This is a genomic window from Albirhodobacter sp. R86504, assembly GCF_042466415.1.
Taxonomy (GTDB): Bacteria; Pseudomonadota; Alphaproteobacteria; order Rhodobacterales; family Rhodobacteraceae; genus Albirhodobacter.
Genome location: NZ_JAXHCH010000002.1, coordinates 1,050,132 through 1,065,820 on the forward strand (window position 1 = coordinate 1,050,132; position 15,689 = coordinate 1,065,820).

The 15,689-nt window shown below is 60.0% G+C and carries 15 protein-coding genes, 1 tRNA gene and 3 pseudogenes; 6 read left to right on the forward strand and 13 right to left on the reverse strand.

Annotated features, from left to right (window positions below; all coding sequences use genetic code 11):
- Positions 1 to 577: 577 nt before the first annotated feature.
- The 6 genes and pseudogenes from SJY32_RS07070 to SJY32_RS07095 form a co-directional block, all read right to left on the reverse strand.
- Positions 578 to 1,062 (reverse strand): annotated as a pseudogene (locus SJY32_RS07070) (integrase core domain-containing protein).
- Positions 1,059 to 1,385, reverse strand: coding sequence for an IS3 family transposase (locus SJY32_RS07075; RefSeq protein ID WP_376873319.1), 327 nt, complete (start codon positions 1,383 to 1,385; stop codon positions 1,059 to 1,061). Before SJY32_RS07075 ends, SJY32_RS07070 begins: the two are co-directional and overlap by 4 nt.
- Before the next feature lie 84 nt (positions 1,386 to 1,469).
- Positions 1,470 to 1,670: a transposase gene (locus tag SJY32_RS07080; RefSeq protein ID WP_376873321.1), complete on the reverse strand. Its 201-nt coding sequence runs from the start codon at positions 1,668 to 1,670 to the stop codon at positions 1,470 to 1,472.
- 246 nt (positions 1,671 to 1,916) lie between these two features.
- Complete coding sequence (locus SJY32_RS07085; RefSeq protein ID WP_376873323.1) at positions 1,917 to 2,636, reverse strand: site-specific integrase; 720 nt, start codon at positions 2,634 to 2,636, stop codon at positions 1,917 to 1,919.
- Positions 2,637 to 2,946: 310 nt separating this feature from the next.
- Positions 2,947 to 3,165: pseudogene (locus tag SJY32_RS07090) on the reverse strand (DUF2793 domain-containing protein); the annotation flags it as partial.
- Between the two features lie 53 nt (positions 3,166 to 3,218).
- A pseudogene (locus SJY32_RS07095) lies at positions 3,219 to 3,413 on the reverse strand (hypothetical protein); the annotation flags it as partial.
- Positions 3,414 to 3,937: 524 nt separating this feature from the next.
- Between SJY32_RS07095 and SJY32_RS07100 the strand changes: the two are divergent.
- The 6 genes from SJY32_RS07100 (at position 3,938) to SJY32_RS07125 (ending at position 7,173) form a co-directional block, all read left to right on the forward strand.
- A complete protein-coding gene (locus SJY32_RS07100) occupies positions 3,938 to 5,116 on the forward strand; it encodes a tyrosine-type recombinase/integrase (protein ID WP_376873325.1) in 1,179 nt (392 codons plus the stop codon).
- A 433-nt stretch (positions 5,117 to 5,549) separates the two neighbouring features.
- A complete protein-coding gene (locus tag SJY32_RS07105) occupies positions 5,550 to 5,732 on the forward strand; it encodes a helix-turn-helix transcriptional regulator (RefSeq protein ID WP_376873327.1) in 183 nt (60 codons plus the stop codon).
- 12 nt (positions 5,733 to 5,744) lie between these two features.
- A complete protein-coding gene (locus SJY32_RS07110; RefSeq protein WP_376873329.1) occupies positions 5,745 to 6,062 on the forward strand; it encodes a hypothetical protein in 318 nt (105 codons plus the stop codon).
- Positions 6,059 to 6,325 (forward strand): hypothetical protein, encoded by a 267-nt coding sequence (locus SJY32_RS07115; protein WP_376873331.1) that lies wholly within the window; start codon positions 6,059 to 6,061, stop codon positions 6,323 to 6,325. Before SJY32_RS07110 ends, SJY32_RS07115 begins: the two co-directional genes overlap by 4 nt.
- Positions 6,315 to 6,827: a hypothetical protein gene (locus tag SJY32_RS07120; protein WP_376873333.1), complete on the forward strand. Its 513-nt coding sequence runs from the start codon at positions 6,315 to 6,317 to the stop codon at positions 6,825 to 6,827. The genes SJY32_RS07115 and SJY32_RS07120 overlap by 11 nt, the downstream gene beginning before the upstream one ends.
- A 13-nt stretch (positions 6,828 to 6,840) precedes the next feature.
- Positions 6,841 to 7,173: a hypothetical protein gene (locus SJY32_RS07125; protein ID WP_376873335.1), complete on the forward strand. Its 333-nt coding sequence runs from the start codon at positions 6,841 to 6,843 to the stop codon at positions 7,171 to 7,173.
- Between the two features lie 331 nt (positions 7,174 to 7,504).
- Here SJY32_RS07125 and SJY32_RS07130 read toward each other — a convergent pair.
- The 7 genes from SJY32_RS07130 to SJY32_RS07160 all read right to left on the reverse strand — a co-directional run bounded on the left by SJY32_RS07130 (position 7,505) and on the right by SJY32_RS07160 (position 15,500).
- Positions 7,505 to 7,594, reverse strand: a tRNA-Ser gene (locus SJY32_RS07130).
- Positions 7,595 to 7,696: 102 nt separating this feature from the next.
- The gene (locus SJY32_RS07135; RefSeq protein ID WP_376873337.1) at positions 7,697 to 8,626 is read right to left on the reverse strand and encodes an alanyl-tRNA editing protein; all 930 of its coding nucleotides are present in this window, start codon (positions 8,624 to 8,626) and stop codon (positions 7,697 to 7,699) included.
- Positions 8,623 to 11,145: a DUF3772 domain-containing protein gene (locus SJY32_RS07140; protein ID WP_376873339.1), complete on the reverse strand. Its 2,523-nt coding sequence runs from the start codon at positions 11,143 to 11,145 to the stop codon at positions 8,623 to 8,625. The genes SJY32_RS07135 and SJY32_RS07140 overlap by 4 nt, the downstream gene beginning before the upstream one ends.
- The gene (locus SJY32_RS07145; protein WP_376873341.1) at positions 11,142 to 12,173 is read right to left on the reverse strand and encodes a cysteine synthase A; all 1,032 of its coding nucleotides are present in this window, start codon (positions 12,171 to 12,173) and stop codon (positions 11,142 to 11,144) included. Before SJY32_RS07145 ends, SJY32_RS07140 begins: the two co-directional genes overlap by 4 nt.
- Positions 12,174 to 12,267: 94 nt before the next feature.
- Complete coding sequence (locus tag SJY32_RS07150) at positions 12,268 to 13,419, reverse strand: NUDIX domain-containing protein (protein ID WP_376873343.1); 1,152 nt, start codon at positions 13,417 to 13,419, stop codon at positions 12,268 to 12,270.
- Entirely contained in the window at positions 13,410 to 13,904 is a 495-nt protein-coding gene (locus SJY32_RS07155; protein ID WP_376873345.1) for a TrgA family protein, read from the reverse strand. Before SJY32_RS07155 ends, SJY32_RS07150 begins: the two co-directional genes overlap by 10 nt.
- Before the next feature lie 102 nt (positions 13,905 to 14,006).
- Positions 14,007 to 15,500 carry a cryptochrome/photolyase family protein gene (locus tag SJY32_RS07160; protein ID WP_376873347.1) on the reverse strand — a complete coding sequence of 498 codons (1,494 nt, stop codon included), beginning with the start codon at positions 15,498 to 15,500 and terminating at the stop codon, positions 14,007 to 14,009.
- Between the last annotated feature and the right edge of the window lie 189 nt (positions 15,501 to 15,689).

A 15,689-nucleotide genomic window follows, 5' to 3' on the forward strand; every position in this document is an offset into this window, starting at 1 on the left:
CCTCTCTCGGGAAAACTGAACAGCCGTTCTGGCCAACAGGCCGATCCTGCGACAAAAACACCAAGCCGCCGTTAACGGCGGCAGGGCTTAGCGCGAAAGTGAGGGCCTGCGGCAGGCGCCGATGGCAAAGAGCAGCTCTCGCAGGACGATTTCAAACGGATCGCGGCGATTTCAAGGGGCCTCCGTTTACCCAGTCGGTCTACGACGCGCCGTAGATCCGCGCTGTTCGATTGGGCGCAGCGAATGGGGGTCCGCGAGAGCTATACCGTGGGGAGTAAACCCGACCGCGCAGATGCGCCCTGAGCGGCTGATCGGCAAGTTTGGGGTGGGGTGAGGGAAAAGGCGGCGCCGTGGACGCGAGTGGGCGCAGAGCGACGAGGGGCTCACAACCGACCTAGGATGCAGCGCAGCATTTTGTGATGAGATGCAGTGGCAACGTCGGGTTGTCGATGTGGGAGGGTATGCCGGATCGGAGGATCTACCATGCAAAGACCAAACTTACCGGCCATTCACGCACTTCGCCCCGCTTGGAATAAGGGGCGCATTATTGGTTGACCAGCCCCCCCTGATCCCGCGTTCATAATGAGAGCCTTTGGGTTTGATTTTGATAATCCTGAGTTTCGGTTTGGGCGAGCGCGACGGGCGCGGAGCCCTCAAATTGCTCAAGCGCTCGGCGCGCTTGCAGTAGCGTCTGGTTTCCGAGCGACGAATGCGGCCTGCCAGCGTTGTCGTCATATCGCCATAGCGCTCGCTTTCGCCGGGCATCGTCCAAGGTGTCAAAGATCTCCTCGTTAATAACGCGTCGCGCAGGCTGCCGTTGAACGACTCGATAAAGGCATTCTGCTGCGGTTTACTTGGGTTAATGTCGTGCCACGGCACATCGGTCTCATCTGCCCATTTCAGGATCGCCCGACTGGTGAACTCGGTCCCATTGTCGCTGACAATGCAACTAGGCTTGCTATAGACTCGGATGAGGACACCAAGTTCTCGGGCAACCCGTGCGCCCGAAAACTTGGTGTCCGCCACGAGGCGCAGGCATTCTCGTGTGCAATCGTTGATCACGGCGAGGATCCGGAACTTGCGCGGGCGCCGAAGCTGTCGGACACGAAGTCGAGCGACCAGCGCGCGTTGACGCCCTCGGCCGACGGCATCGGTGTTGCGGTGCCACGCGCCCGTTTCCGGCCGCGCCGTCGTTTCACCGAAAGTCCTTCCTCGCGGTAGATGCGATACAGCTTCTTGTGGGTCATGCTCATGCCTTTTCGGTCCAGCACGATGCCGATGCGGCGGTAGCCGAACCGAAGCCGTTCGCTGGCAATCACCTGCATTTCCTTGCGGATCGAGGCAATCGGGCGGGCGTTCGCGCCGGACCGTCTTTGGATCGACACCGACCAGCCTGCAGGCCCGGCGCTGCGAGATGTCGTAATTCAGCATCGCCCGGAGCGCTGCCTCTCGCCGCTTGGTCAATGTCGTCAGGTCTTTCCCAGCAGGTCTTTCAGCACGACGTTGTCCAGCATGGTATCGGCCAACAGGCGCTTGAGTTTGGCGTTCTCGTCCTCGAGGGCCTTAAGCCTGGCCGCCTCGGAGACTTCCATGCCGCCATACTTAGACTTGAATTTGTAAAACGACGCCGGGCTGAGGCCATACTTGCGGCACACCTCGGCCGTCGGCATACTTGCTTCCTGCTTCTTGATCATCCCGATAATCTGCGCCTCGGTGACACGGCTCTTTCGCGTTCGTCTGCTCCTTCAATATTGGGCAGGTTCTACACCAAGGTGAGGGATTTTTCGGGGGGCAGGTCTCCCCCACACAAAGCTCGTTGGCCTGACCGGCTCATTGAGGACAAAAAACTTAACAGAGCAATGCTAGTTTAGCTGCATCAAAGGCGACCAGGTCCGCAGCCAGACGCGGCGGGTACATCATCCTGATTTCGCATTGTACTCCTCACACAGCGTTTGAGCGCGCTCAAATTCTGGGGTGCCGCGATCAAGCCTATGGCTGTGATAGTCAAGCATCAGGCGCATATCGTCGTCTTGCCAGCGGTCTACCACGTCGAACTCCTCAAAAATCTCTGCCTTGCGGGTGGCGCTTACGTTTCCGTAATGCTTCCACGTAATCCCCTCATTCTCATGGCCAAAATTGAGCGACCATGCTTTTCGTTGCTCGACTGTCCGGCAAAGCCTATCGCCGAGTTGCGCGAGGCAGTGGCGCGCGGAATGGGGGGTGTAGCGTGTCGGCCTCCCTTCGCTTGCGGTACGGAACACCGCGTCGACAGCTGATGCGCTCTTTAAGGGAAGGAATTTTGCACGGGGCGTTTCACCATTTGTGGCCAGTTGTGCCAAATCACCAATATCCGGAAAAACGGCTTCGTCCTCGGCAAGACCAAAGCCTCGCATTTCCTGCACCCAAGCCGAAAATATCTCTTGGAACGCCTCGGTTGGCGGGAACCATTCTACGATAAAGCTCTTGCCGTTCTTCGCCCGCAGGGTTTCCCCATCGTGATGCATCTGCTTTTTTGCGAGATTAACATGACGCAATCGCAGGGAAATCAATGCCTGCTCGCGAAAGCCTGAGGCAAAAGCGGCCGCAAAAATGGCGCGGTCTCGGCGCTCTTTGAGAGTGCCGTGAGGAAGGCCCAAAAGCATCTCCTTTGCCTCGCTCAGGCTCTAGGCGCGCGGTCTTTCGCATCCGTTTTGCGCCTGCATCGCTCGGGGGAGCGCGAAATACGCCTCGAGCCCTGCGAGATCCTTAAACCCGGGCTGATTAATCAACCAAGCCATGAACGCTTTGAGATGAGACGCGAGATGGCGCACCGAGGACCGGCTCAGTCCGCCGTCCTCTTTACGCTTAGCCGCCCGGGCGACCAGCTCAGAACGCCAACCGTTCACATCCTCCGCCGTGACGTTTCGGAAGTCCTTGAACCCCACAAACCGCTCAAATTGACGGATCGCCGCGAGGTGCAGCGAGGAGCGTCAGGGTTAAGACGTTCGTCGTGCTCGTCACCGGGAAACTCGCCCCGAGATCGGTGAGCGTCGGCGCGCCGGAGGCGTCGTTCTGGACCAGTTGCCAGTTGGTATGGGTGCCGCGCTGGAAACCGATGCCGATGCAGTTGACGACGGCCGACAACGTCAGGGTCGTCGCCAGCGCTGTCGTCGATCCATAGAGGCCGACCATGCACTAACATTCAAACTGGACCACTCGGTGGGGGCAGACCACACCCAGCCCCTCAGCACGGCGCTGATGTTCTGGTGCTTGAACTCGACCGATCCCTCAGACCGATCATTCAACAACGGCAGAAGCCCGCGCCGGTGCTCGGCTTTGTTGTAGGCGCGGCCAGAGACGTCGTCTGCCAGCATCGCGAAGTAATCCGCAACGATCAGGTCGTTCTCTTGATCGGTCCAGGCCCCGTTCGGCATTGCGCCAGGCTAGGGGTGGAAACTGCGTTTGTCATCAGAGACTTCGCGCAAAACTCCCAAGACACACCAACGACCACGCCGCCCGTGTCGCGCCTCTGACTTCATCGAAACAAGCCGGAACCAGAGAAACACGGGCGCAATGCCACCCCGCCAGTCCCTTGAAATGCATGGATTTTTTGAACCCGTCTCGCCGGGAGCGAGGGGCGGGTGGAAAGAGACGCTGGGCGTTCGGAGACCGATATCGCGCGGCAGGCCAGTCTCTGAAGGGCGGATGGTCCATGCAAACCCCTTTGGCACATAAAGAAAAAGGCCCCGCGAGGGACCTGTTTTCGGGTTTGCAATGTTCAAATGGCGGACAGGAAGTCTACCGTTCCGGCATCCAACAGAGACCAAGGACGCCACAATAGCCCAACAAAATAAGGGCCTTTACGTCCAACAGTGTCTTGCGAGGACTCACATGTTCCTGTATTTTATGGGGGACAATCTGGGGGACAGAATGGATCTTTCGAACCATGCGAGGCCACATGACACGCGCCCCTAAGAAAGCCCTCACGGCGGCATTCGTGCGAACGGTGAAAGAGCCGGGGAAGCACTTCGACGGGAACGGGCTTTTCCTGCGGGTCGAAGCAAGTGGGTCGCGCCGTTGGGTTCAGCGGATCATGGTTCGCGGCAAGCGCACGGAAATCGGCCTAGGCTCTGCGGATCTCGTGACACTTGCGGAGGCGCGCGAGGCCGCATCTCACAATCGCAAGGTCGCAAGGTCGGGCGGTGACCCTCTGGCAATCAAACGCGCGGATGCCGCCGTGATGACATTTTGCGAGGCGACGCAAGAGGTCTACCGGATCCACCGTCCGACATGGCGCAACCCGAAACATGCCGCGCAATTCCTCAGCACCTTGGAAACCTACGCCTTCCCGCATTTCGGGCAACGCAAGGTCTCCGAAATCACATCCGACGACGTGCAAACGGCGCTGGTCGCAATCTGGAACAGCAAGCCCGAGACCGCGCGCCGCGTCCATCAGCGCATCAGCCGTGTCTTAAGCTGGGCTGTGGTGAAAGGCTGGCGCACGGACAATCCGGCGCTCTATGCAACGAAGGCCCTGCCCAAGCACGACAAGCGGCCCGCGCATCGCCTCTCATTGCCCTATGCAGATGTCGGGACATGCCTCAAAGCCGTGAAGGCCAGCAACGCGGGCGCGACGACGAAACTGGCTTTTGAGTTTTTACTGATCACCGTTGGGCGGTCGGGCGAGGTGCGCGGGGCGCTCTGGTCCGAAATCGACATGCAAGCCCGCGAATGGCGGATTCCCGCGTCACGCATGAAGGCCAAGGTCGATCACCGTGTTCCGTTGCCACCGAAGGCAATGCGGGTTCTTCGCGCGGCAAAAGCAGTGTCGGACGGATCCGACCTCGTGTTTCCAAGCGCACGTTTCGGGCGTCCTCTCTCCGACGCGACGATGTCGAAGCTGATCAAGAGCCTTGGCTTCCAAGTGGATATTCACGGCTTTCGATCATCCTTCCGCGTTTGCACTCAAGAGAACTGCCAAGGCTCACGCGAGGTCGCAGAGGCGGCACTGGCGCATCAGTTGACCAACAAAACCGAAGCGGCTTATGCGCGCTCCGAATTGTTCGCGCTGCGCCGCAAACTGATGTCGCGCTGGGCGGCATATATCGAACTGACCGAATCACGGGCGGGGCAGTAAGGCCGCGCGCACGAAGGGTGAACATTTCGGATTGATGCACGTCGATAGAACACATCATCCAAGGGTTATGTCTACTATGACAGGCAGTTTATCGACGTCTAGGGAGTCCTTATGGAGCAGAATGCACATTATGTACATTGTGTACACTATGTAGGGTCCAGATCCGCGCAGACACTAGATGTAGTGGTGTGCGAGCGACACTCGAGCAATAAACATGCGGGAAAATTCACACCGGCCGGTCATTACTATTGCTTTGGGCCACCAACAGGGGCTCAATGATTCCTAGGGCGCCCAAGAAGGACACCCTAGGAGTTGCTCGAGAGGATTGCCCTCCTCAAAAGCTGAAATGGATAAGAGATCCGACTCCTTTGTTATCAGAACTACGCCGGTTCGCATCACAAAAAATGTGCGCACCCGCGAGAGGAGTTTTTTTATGACGACAAACAGAATGATCCGACGCCGCGAAGTCGAACATCTCACGGGGCTCAGCCGCAGCGCAATCTACGCGGCAATGAAGGCAAACACCTTCCCCCCTGCCCTCAAGATTGGCCTCCGTTCCGTTGCTTGGCGCGCGTCCGAAGTGGATGCGTGGCTTAATCAACGCGCCGCGAAGTAAGGATTCAGTCACATGTCAAAAATTTCACAACCCCTTCCGGGGGCATGGTCCAGCTTTATCCTTGCGCAAGGCGACGAAGCCGGGCGCACCCTATCGCTCAAAGGTCGGGCGGCTTGGATGCTGAACCAATTGATCGACGCGGGGCCCCAAGGACTCGTGACGGCGCAATTCCCCGGCGTCCGCATCTCCGCGCATGTCTTAGACCTGCGGATGAAAGGTCTGCTTATCAGCACCGAATACGAGCCGAACGGAGGCGAGTTTAAGGGGCGTCACGGGCGGTTCACCCTGATGAGCAAAGTGACACGCTGCGCAAGGGAGGCTCGCCCATGACCATCCCGACCAACAGCGAACGAGATTGCGCCTATGGCGGCGTCATCACACGCGGATCCACGCACCGCGTCATCGCCTGCAAAGACGACATGCAATGGATCATCCAGCGCCAGAAAGGAGGGGACGGGGGGCGCTGGCTTTCTCTCGCGCATTGTCGATGCAAAAAGACCCTTCTGCGCCTCTGGTCCGGCTTAAATGAAGCACCATCGCCCGTCCTCAACCGCTTGCCCAACATCAAAGGGAGGTCAAACCATGGCGAATAGAAACAATCGTTTCGGCAAAGGCGGCGGCTCGAAATTTGTTCAAGTGTTCCACGGCATTATGAAAACACCGGCGTGGCAAGACCTGTCACCAACCGCGCGCGCGCTCTACGTCGAACTCAAAGCGCGTTTCAACGGCAAGAACAACGGGCAGATCATGCTCAGTCATCGCGAAGCTGGGGCGCTCCTCAATCTGCATCGCAATTCGCTCGGGAAGTTTTTCAACGAACTTGTCGATCACGGCTTTATTCATGCCACATCCGAACCGCACCTTGGCCCGAGCGGCATAGGGCAGACGACCAAATGGGCCTTCGATGAAATGAGGGTGGATGCGACGCCAGCACGGCAAGCGTTTAGAAGCTGGTCCGCGCCTCGCGTGATCGAAAATAGAAAGCCCCGCACAAAATCTGTGACACCCCGTCCGCAAAACCGTGACGCAAGCGATGAAATCACCTCGCCACCCTGCCCCGCCGTCATCAATTTTATGACGCATTTACGGGGGTGACGAAAAGCGCGTCATGAAAATCAGGACAATTATACATTTAGCCATAGGCGTCTGGATCATCGCGGCCATTCTCAGCGGCCCAGCCCCTCACGCCTTCACGGATGCCTCCGACCTTTTGGGCCAGATCTCACCTTGGGCAATCCTCGGGGTTCTCTGCGCATGGACCTTCAAAGGCTGGGCTATCGGGGCCTCTGTCTTGTTCGGGTTGATCGGGTTTGGCGTCATCGGGCAGATCCACGCGGGCGGCACGTCATTGGGTGACAAGGTGACCTTGATTGCCTGCATATGGGTCTTTGTTCGGTTCTGGATCTTTACGAAGGCAGGCGGCGTCATCCCGCAGCTTTGACCCTTCGCAACATCAACGGCGCTGGGCAGCGGAGACATTGCCCAGCCACCACGCCAAAAGGTTTGACCCTGTGCGCGCAATTCCGTGACCTTTCCACGCTGCGCGCGAGAAAGCGGGTTTATAAAAGCAACATCATTCAAAGCACGTAACGCGCGCGCGAGGCAGGCGGCGCGTTCCAGCCGATTTGCTTTGGGTCGCATTGGCTTTGCCAGCCGAAAACCGAGACAGGCTCTCGGAGTCCTCACAAAATCACGAAGGGGGACAAACTGGGGGACAGCTAGAGGCTCGCCTCACCCAAGTTATTGATTTATCTCATGATTTCAAGGGTAAGTGGCGGACAGGAAGGGATTCGAACCCTCGAGACGGTTCCCCGCCTACACACTTTCCAGGCGTGCGCCTTCGACCACTCGGCCACCTGTCCGTGGGCGGGTTTATATTTGAGTTACGTGGGTTGCAAGGGCTTGGATGCGAAAAAAATGCGTGATGGGACGCTTTTTTAAAGCGCTCTCCGGCGGTGGCTCGATCAGGCGAGGCTTATCCAAAGGCGCAGCGATGTCTCGCCGGTTTTTAGGCGACCAAACCCGCGCAAATGATCCGCCGACCGTTCATCCTCCGCGCGAGATATTTGCGCGGCGCGCTTAATCTGGACGTGGATGCGGCCGATTTCGGCTGTGTTGCTGACATGAGGCCCTGCGCAGGGCTGGACATCGAGCGGGGCGTCTTGCGCGCCGATTCTGACCAATCGCAACGCGTGCTGCGCGCGCGTGACGTGTTCGCTCCGCGCGCGCAGCAAACCAACGCCGCCGCGCGCCTGCGTCTCGTCCACCGTCGCCGGAACGCGCGTTGAGGGGCCGAGACTCTCGCGCGTGAGATGCGCGTAGATGGGCGCTAGACTGGGCGCAACCTCGCGCCCCTTCCAAAGGCTCGCGACCGGCAATTGCATCGCGACGAGGCGGTTCATCCCTGCTTCTAACTCGCTGATGTCAACGGGCGCCACCACGCGAGCGTGCGCCGTCTCGGGGAGGTCACCGAGCTCGATCCAACTGCTCTTTGCGCCGATTTTGGCGCCCAACACCGGTCTTGGCAGGGTGATGGACAGGAGATGCAAGGCCGTGTGCATCCGCATCAAGCGATGCCGACGTTCCCAATCGAGATGCTGGACAACCCGTGCACCGAGAGGCGGTAGCGCATAGGGCTCGGCACTCAGGAGGATCGGTGCCCTGCCCTCGCTGCGCAACGTCGTCGCGATGATCGTCTCCATTCGCTCGGGCGGACCGTAAGGCTTCGCGATGGACCAAGCGAGCCGCCCTGAATCCCCCGGATAGCCGCTTTGCGCGGGCGCGAAGATCGACCGGTCAAGGATGATCCCCCCCTCCGCGGTGCGCCCCAAGACAATAGCGTCTGCCTCGCGCAAATTGGGCGCGTCGAGGTAGAGCGATTGGGTGAAAATCACGAAGTGTGACCTCCGTAGCCGTCCATTTCGCCGCCGGAATCGCCATCGTCGTCGCCGTAAAGCGCGCGCGCTTCCTCGGGCGTCATTTTTTTAGCATCGGGTGTCTCGACCGTCTTTGGTTCAGTCGCCGAGGAGTGCTTGGGCACAGGCTTCGCTCCTGGCAAAAGTTCCGGATTTCGCAGCCACAAATCACGTTGCGCGAATGGAATTTCGATCCCTTCCGCCGCGAACCGCTGAGCAATCGCGTGGTTCATATCGGAGATGACCTTGGGTCGGAACAAAACATCCGCCAAAATCGCGCGGATCTCGAAATCAAGGCTGTCCGCTCCAAATCCGATGAACAAAACCTGCGGCTCAGGGCTCATCATCACCAGCGGATGATCCTTCGCGATCTCGAGCAAGATCGCCTCAATCTGCCGCGTATCCGTCCCGTAGGCGACGCCCACAGGCACCTGCGCGCGCCCCGTTTTATTGCCGCGCGTCCAGTTCGTGACTTGCCCCGACACAAAATCAGCGTTGGGCACGATCACCTCGGTACGATCCGCCGTCTCGATACGCGTGGAGCGCACGGAGATGGATTTCACCGTCCCCATTTGGCCGCCCACCTCGATCCAATCGCCTTCGGAAATCGGGCGCTCGATCAACAAGATGATCCCCGACACGAAGTTGGAAACGATGTTTTGCAAGCCAAAGCCGATGCCGACTGAAAGCGCCCCTGCGACGATCGCGAGGGAGCTTAGATCGATCCCCGCGGACGAAATCGCGATGAGTGCGGCGAGGAAGATACCGATATAGCCGACGCCCGAAATGATCGCGTTTTGACCGCCCTTATCCAAGCGCGTCTTGGGAAGGATGGTGGATTTCAAAGCCCCTTGCAGGCCGCGCGTCGCCGCGTAGCCGATCCCGAATACAATCGCGAAGGTCAGGAAGATCGCGGGCGAGATCCGCACGCCGCCAACCGCGAAGCCTTGCACGGTTTGCGTCCATAGGTCGGATAGGTCTTCGACGCGCGCGCCCCAAATCAACGCCAGAACAGGCAGGGCACAAAGCGCCAAGGCAAAGCCCGCAAGAACAGGGATCAACCCTTCGCGGCGCCCTTCTTGCGTGCGCGAGAGCGCGACGTAGAACTCGGTCAGGAATTCTTGCAACACCGCCACCCCTGCAAAGACCGCAAGGGTGAGAAGTGCGGGCCAGATCAAGGCGTTCGCCGCCGAGACATAGCCGATCAGGCCGAGGGTCGGGGCGGCAATCGCGATCAGGATGGCGGCATTGCCCAAAAGCTTCAGCAGCCCGTAGCGGAACGCTACATCCTCGCCGGATTCGCCGCTCAACTTCAACTGCCGACGCAGTAATTGCCCCATGCGGAACAACACCAGCGCGGCAAAAATCTGCAACGGCACGAACAAAACCGACATCGCCGCATCCGCCCGCGATGCAGCCTCGGCAGCTTTTTCCGCCGCAGCGGTCTCCGTCCCGCCGAGATAGGATTCGGCGCGAGGCATGATCCAATTGACCAAAAGCTGTTGGAGCCCCAAAGCAAGCCCCATCATCAGCGCGTGGAAACGACCCTCGGCGCGCCCTTCCTCCGCCAAACTCAGCGCGCTCTCGATACCGCTGCGCGTCGGGAACACCCGCCCGCCGAGCCACCAAGCCAGAAGGATCGTGAGCAAGACAAAATTCAGATGCCCGAAGAAATCCATCATAATCGGGCCGAATAGCGCCGTGCGACCAATCGCGGTGGTCAGAAGAAAAGCCCCCGTCACCGGAAGAATAACCTGCCCGAGCGATACCAGACCCGAGATCAGATCACGGCCCCGCATCGCTGTTTTCGTCAGCATCCACTGCGTCAAACGCCCCATCCAACGCCCGCCGCGGAACAGCAAGATCCCCGCGACAACGAGCAGCCCCGCGATCAAGGGCGCGTTGTTGCGCAACGTGTCAAAGTTTATCGGTTGCGTGAACCGCCAGACCGTCTCCTCATAAATCCATGCGCCCATCCACCGGAACAGCGAGACCGCCGCCGGCCAATTCACCGGATTTGCCGCCGAAGGCGACAGCCGCAAAAGCTTATCAGCTTGCCGTTCACGCGTGACTTTATCGATATTACGGATGAGCCCGTCCGCGCGGCTCGCGGCCTCGCCCGCTTGGATGCCGGGCGCCTGCAATTTGGTGAGCGTCGCGTTCAATTCCTCGCGGCGCTGCGCGATCAACGGATCCTCCGTCTCGCCCTCTGCGGGGGCCGCGCCGAGCGCTGCGATCTGATCTTTTGTCGTCTCGATCTGATCGCTGTTGCTCGATTGCAGGGTGATGAATTCATTCCGCCATTTCACCGCCTGCGCGCGCAAGGTCGACAGCGCCGTATCGGACGTGCTGTCTTGCGCAGTTGTCTCGGTGGCCTGGCTCGCGAAGGTGTCCCAAGCCGCATAATCTGTCGTTGCTTCCTGCGCGACCAATGGCTGCGCGATCAGCGCAACTCCCAAGACAAGCGCCGCACACCAAACCCGCAGGAAACACATCATCCCTCAAAAACCTCCGGCAGCACACGGCCGCCAGCATCCAGCCAATGCGGCACAGGCAGGCCTTTTTCATGCAAGAACTCAGGGTTGAAGAGTTTGGATTGGTAGCGCGTTCCGTAATCACACAAGATCGTCACGATCGTATGCCCCGGCCCCATCGCGCGGGCCATACGCATAGCGCCCGCAACGTTGATCCCGGACGACCCGCCCAAGCACAAGCCTTCCTCATCCAGCAGATCGAACACAATCGGCAACGCCTCGGAATCCGGAATACGGAAGCTCATATCCGGCGTGAACCCCTCCAAATTCGCGGTGATCCGGCCTTGGCCAATGCCTTCGGTGATCGACGAGCCCTCGGATTTCAGGACACCCTCCGTATAGAACGAATGCAGCGCCGCACCCTCGGGATCAGCCAAACCGATTTTGACCCCCTTCGACTGCAAGGCCATCCCGACGCCCGCGAGGGTGCCGCCCGAACCGACCGCGCAGATAAACCCGTCCACTTTGCCAGCGGTTTGCTCCCAAATCTCGGGGCCCGTCGTCTCGATATGCGATTGACGGTTGGCGGTGTTGTCGAACTGGTTGGCCCAGATCGCGCCATTGGGTTCGGTTTGAGCAAGCTCTGCCGCCAAACGGCCCGAATAGCGCACGTAGTTATTAGGGTTCGAGTAAGGCGCCGCAGGCACCTGCACGAGCTCGGCGCCTGCCAGACGCAGCATGTCTTTTTTCTCTTGGCTCTGCGTCTCGGGGATCACGATCACCGTCCGGAAGCCCATCGAGGCGCCCACGAGGGCGAGGCCAATGCCGGTGTTGCCCGCAGTGCCCTCCACAATCGTTCCGCCCGGGCGCAGCAAGCCCTTCGCGACCGCGTCCTTGATGATGTAGAGCGCCGCGCGGTCCTTCACCGATTGACCCGGGTTCATGAATTCCGCCTTGCCGAGAATCTCGCATCCGGTCAGCTCGGAGGCCTTCTTAAGCCGGATCAATGGTGTGTTCCCGACCGTATTGGCCAAATCGCTGCAAATGCGCATCATGCTCTCCTCAATGTCGTGCCGTCAGATCATATCTGGCAGGGCTTTGACCAAGACTTAGGCGCAACGCGCGGCGGCCTCAACCCCTCTCGCATCACGGCTGCGCGGGAAAGGGACAGCGTTCGCGGGTTGCGGCATTTGCTCTGATTTTGTCCCGCTCAAGCGCAAGCCAGTAGGCCAGAACGACCAAGGGTCCGTTGTTGATCTCGCCACTCGCGATCAAAGCCATCATCCGATCAAACGAAATGATATGCGACCGGATATCCTCGCCTTCTTCCTCCAAGCCGCCGCCCCCTGACGGCAGGATAGACAAGTCGCAAAGGCCCACGAAATTATAGAGAAATTCAGCCTTTGCCCCCGGAGACGGATAATAGGAGGGCGCCTGAAGCAGATCGGAAAACGTGACGCCGGCCTCCTCCTCGCCCTCGCGACGGCCTGCCTCTTGCGGGGTCTCGCCCGCGTCAATGCGCCCAGCGACGCCCTCAAGCGACCAAGGATTGAGATCGCCGCGCGCGAACAGCCCCGCGCGGAATTGCTCCACCAACAGCACCTGATCGCGGGCAGGATCATATGGCAAGATCACCACCGCATCGCCCGAGATGAAAGCCGCGCGTGAGATCTCGGCGCTCATTCCACCCGTGAACCGGCGGTGAGCCAGAACATAATCTTCAACCGCAAAAAACTTTGTATATCCTTGACTTACGCGGCGAAGCTCAACGTCATCCGGACGTGCGCGGCGACGAAGTTCTGCGGGGGCTTCTTGCGACCGCGCGCGCAAGCTGGAGGACGCCCGCACCAAAACCATTGGCCAGCGCGCTTGCGCCTGCGCGGCATCCACATCCCCTAAACCGTCCATATGCCGCGTTATCGCGTCACGAATCAACGCCCCGTGCCGCGACAAAGCAGAGGCGAGATCCCAAGGCGCATCGCTGTCACACTGTTCCGGCAAACCCGCCCCGAGATAGGCCCGTGCGGGGAGACCACCCACCGAAACCGCCTGACCGCCTCCGGATAAATATTCCAGCCTTTCAATCACTTGCGCAGAACCGCTCACCTTAATCGCGGGGCATGAACTCCCCGTCTGCGCGACAATAGCCGGAATGACATCGCCCTGCACCGCGTAACCACTGAGCGAAATCGCCTCAGCGGGGCCCACCTCGGCCTGCGCGAACACAATCGCGCGCAGGGAGGGATCCGCGAGCCAGCCTGACAGAAGGACGTCTTGCGAAACTGCGCTCATTGCCATTTTGCTCCGGCCCAAGAGGCCACAATCCCGATCAGCGCGGCCCCGACCGCCACCGCGCCGATCAATTCAGGCTGCGCCAGATCCTGCGCAAAGCTGAGCGCCTGCCCGACGATATCGGTGACAGCCTCCATCGGGCCGTCATATTGCCCGCGCACCGAGCCGCGCAACATTTGCACAAGCCCAATGCTGAGCAGAATATAAAGTGTGAAGAACACCGCCCCCTTGAGACCGGTGGAAATACCGCGGCTGACGCTGCCCTCGCCGGTGCTTCGCTTGCCATGCCCGAGGTTGAGCGACATCGTATCGGGGCCGATCACCGTCCACCCTACGAAGCCGCCGATCGCCGCGCAAAGCGGAACGAGATACCCCATGCGCGAGTGATCTTTCAGGATCAACATCGCCTCTCCGCCGCAGTAATATCCCAATCCTCCAAGCCCGATACAGGCAACGAGCTTTCCCGCGGTGGGCATTTTGGGCTGGGACATCGGTTTTCCTTCACGGCGGCGGGCGGAGCTTTGTCACTGCGACAGCCCTGATCGGGCCGCGCTTAGTTTCACCGCTCGCGCGCGGGTAATCAAGAGGCCGCGTCACTCGGCCTTCTTCATCCCCTTCAGCGCCTCCAAAGCGCGCTGGCGCCCATGATCGAGCGCGATGATTGGCGCGGGATAACGATCTTTTGGCGACATCCCCCACGAGACCGGAATTGCCTCGAAATACGCGAGGGCATCTTCATGCGGGCGGCTGCGGCCCTCGGCAATGAAACGATCGCGATAGGCGCCGGATTTGTCGAATTTCTCCGCTTGGCCCGAAGGGTTAAAGACGCGGAAATAGGGCGAGGCATCAGGGCCACACCCCGCAACCCATTGCCAACCCATCGCATTCGACGCCGCGTCCCAATCGGTGAGGCAATCATCAAACCACGCCCGCCCGATCCGCCAATCCGTGAGAAGATGCTTGGTCAGATAAGAGGCGCAAATCATCCGCGCGCGATTGTGCATCGTGCCCGTCACAAACATCTCGCGCATTGCGGCATCGACGAATGGCTCGCCTGTGCGCCCCCGACGCCACGCCTCCGCCGCCTTATTTTCCTGAAGCCAGGCAAAATTCTCCCAATCCGGCTTCCAGCATTTGGTTGCGAGTTCGGGATAATGATACAGCAGATGCCACGCGAATTCGCGCCAAACGAGTTCCTTTACGAAATGCTCGACCCCTTCCGAACCTTCCCCCGCGAAGCCCGCGCGCTCCATCGCGGCCCATCCCGCATGCCAGATTTCACGCGCCGAGATCTCGCCATAGGTCAGGTTTTCCGAAAGCCCTGATGTTGCGATCTTGTCGGGGAAATCTCGGTCGGTTTTATAACTCTCGGCCTGCGATGCGAGAAAATCACCCAATCGCGCGCGCGCGGCGGGCTCGCCCACACGCGTAAAATTGGCGACAACGCTTGCCCCGCGCCGCATTGCCTGGCCCATGCGCCAATCGTCCAGATCGTCGCTCGACGGCCACTGATCGGGCGCGGGCCATGTTGCGGGCGCCGCGAGACAGGGCGCCACATCGCGGCCGCGCACAGATTTCCAGAAGGGCGAGTAAACGCGGTAGGGGCCGCCCTGCCCGGTTTCGACGTCCCAAGGTTCGAAAATCACGTGGCCGTTGAAGCTTTTGGCCTCGATCTCGCGCTCGATCAGCATCGATTTAATAGCCGTATCGCGCGCGACCGAGGCAGGATCGTAAAGACGCGTCCAATACACCGCGCTTGCGCCCGTCTCATCGACCAATCGCGCGATTTCGTCACGCGCCGCACCGCGCCGCAAAATCACCCGCCCGCCGATCGACGCGACGCTCCGCGCGAACTCTGCCAGCCCGAGCCCCATGCGCCACCGCGCCGCAGCCCCCAAATCCTCGACCGTCTCATCATACAAAAACACGCCGATGACGGGCCGCCCTGTCGCCATCGCGGCATGAAGTGCGGGATGGTCGAACAGCCTGAAATCCCGCCGGAACCACACCAGAACCGGCGCGGCCCCTGCCGCCTTCCCTGAACCGTTCTCGTCTTGTGTCTTGGGCGCGCGCTCACTCGTGGTCATCAACAGCTCCTTTAAACATCGTCCCGTCCGGTTGAGTGCCGCGATTTAGGGCAGGGTTTGCATCTGACCAGCGTTTGCCGCGGCCCTTCACACATCCAGCTCAACCACAGGCCCGCCCATCCGAAATTTCCTCTTGCCGCAGAAAAATCCCGCGACTAGCCTCTTGCTTAACTAACGCCAAGTTGAAAG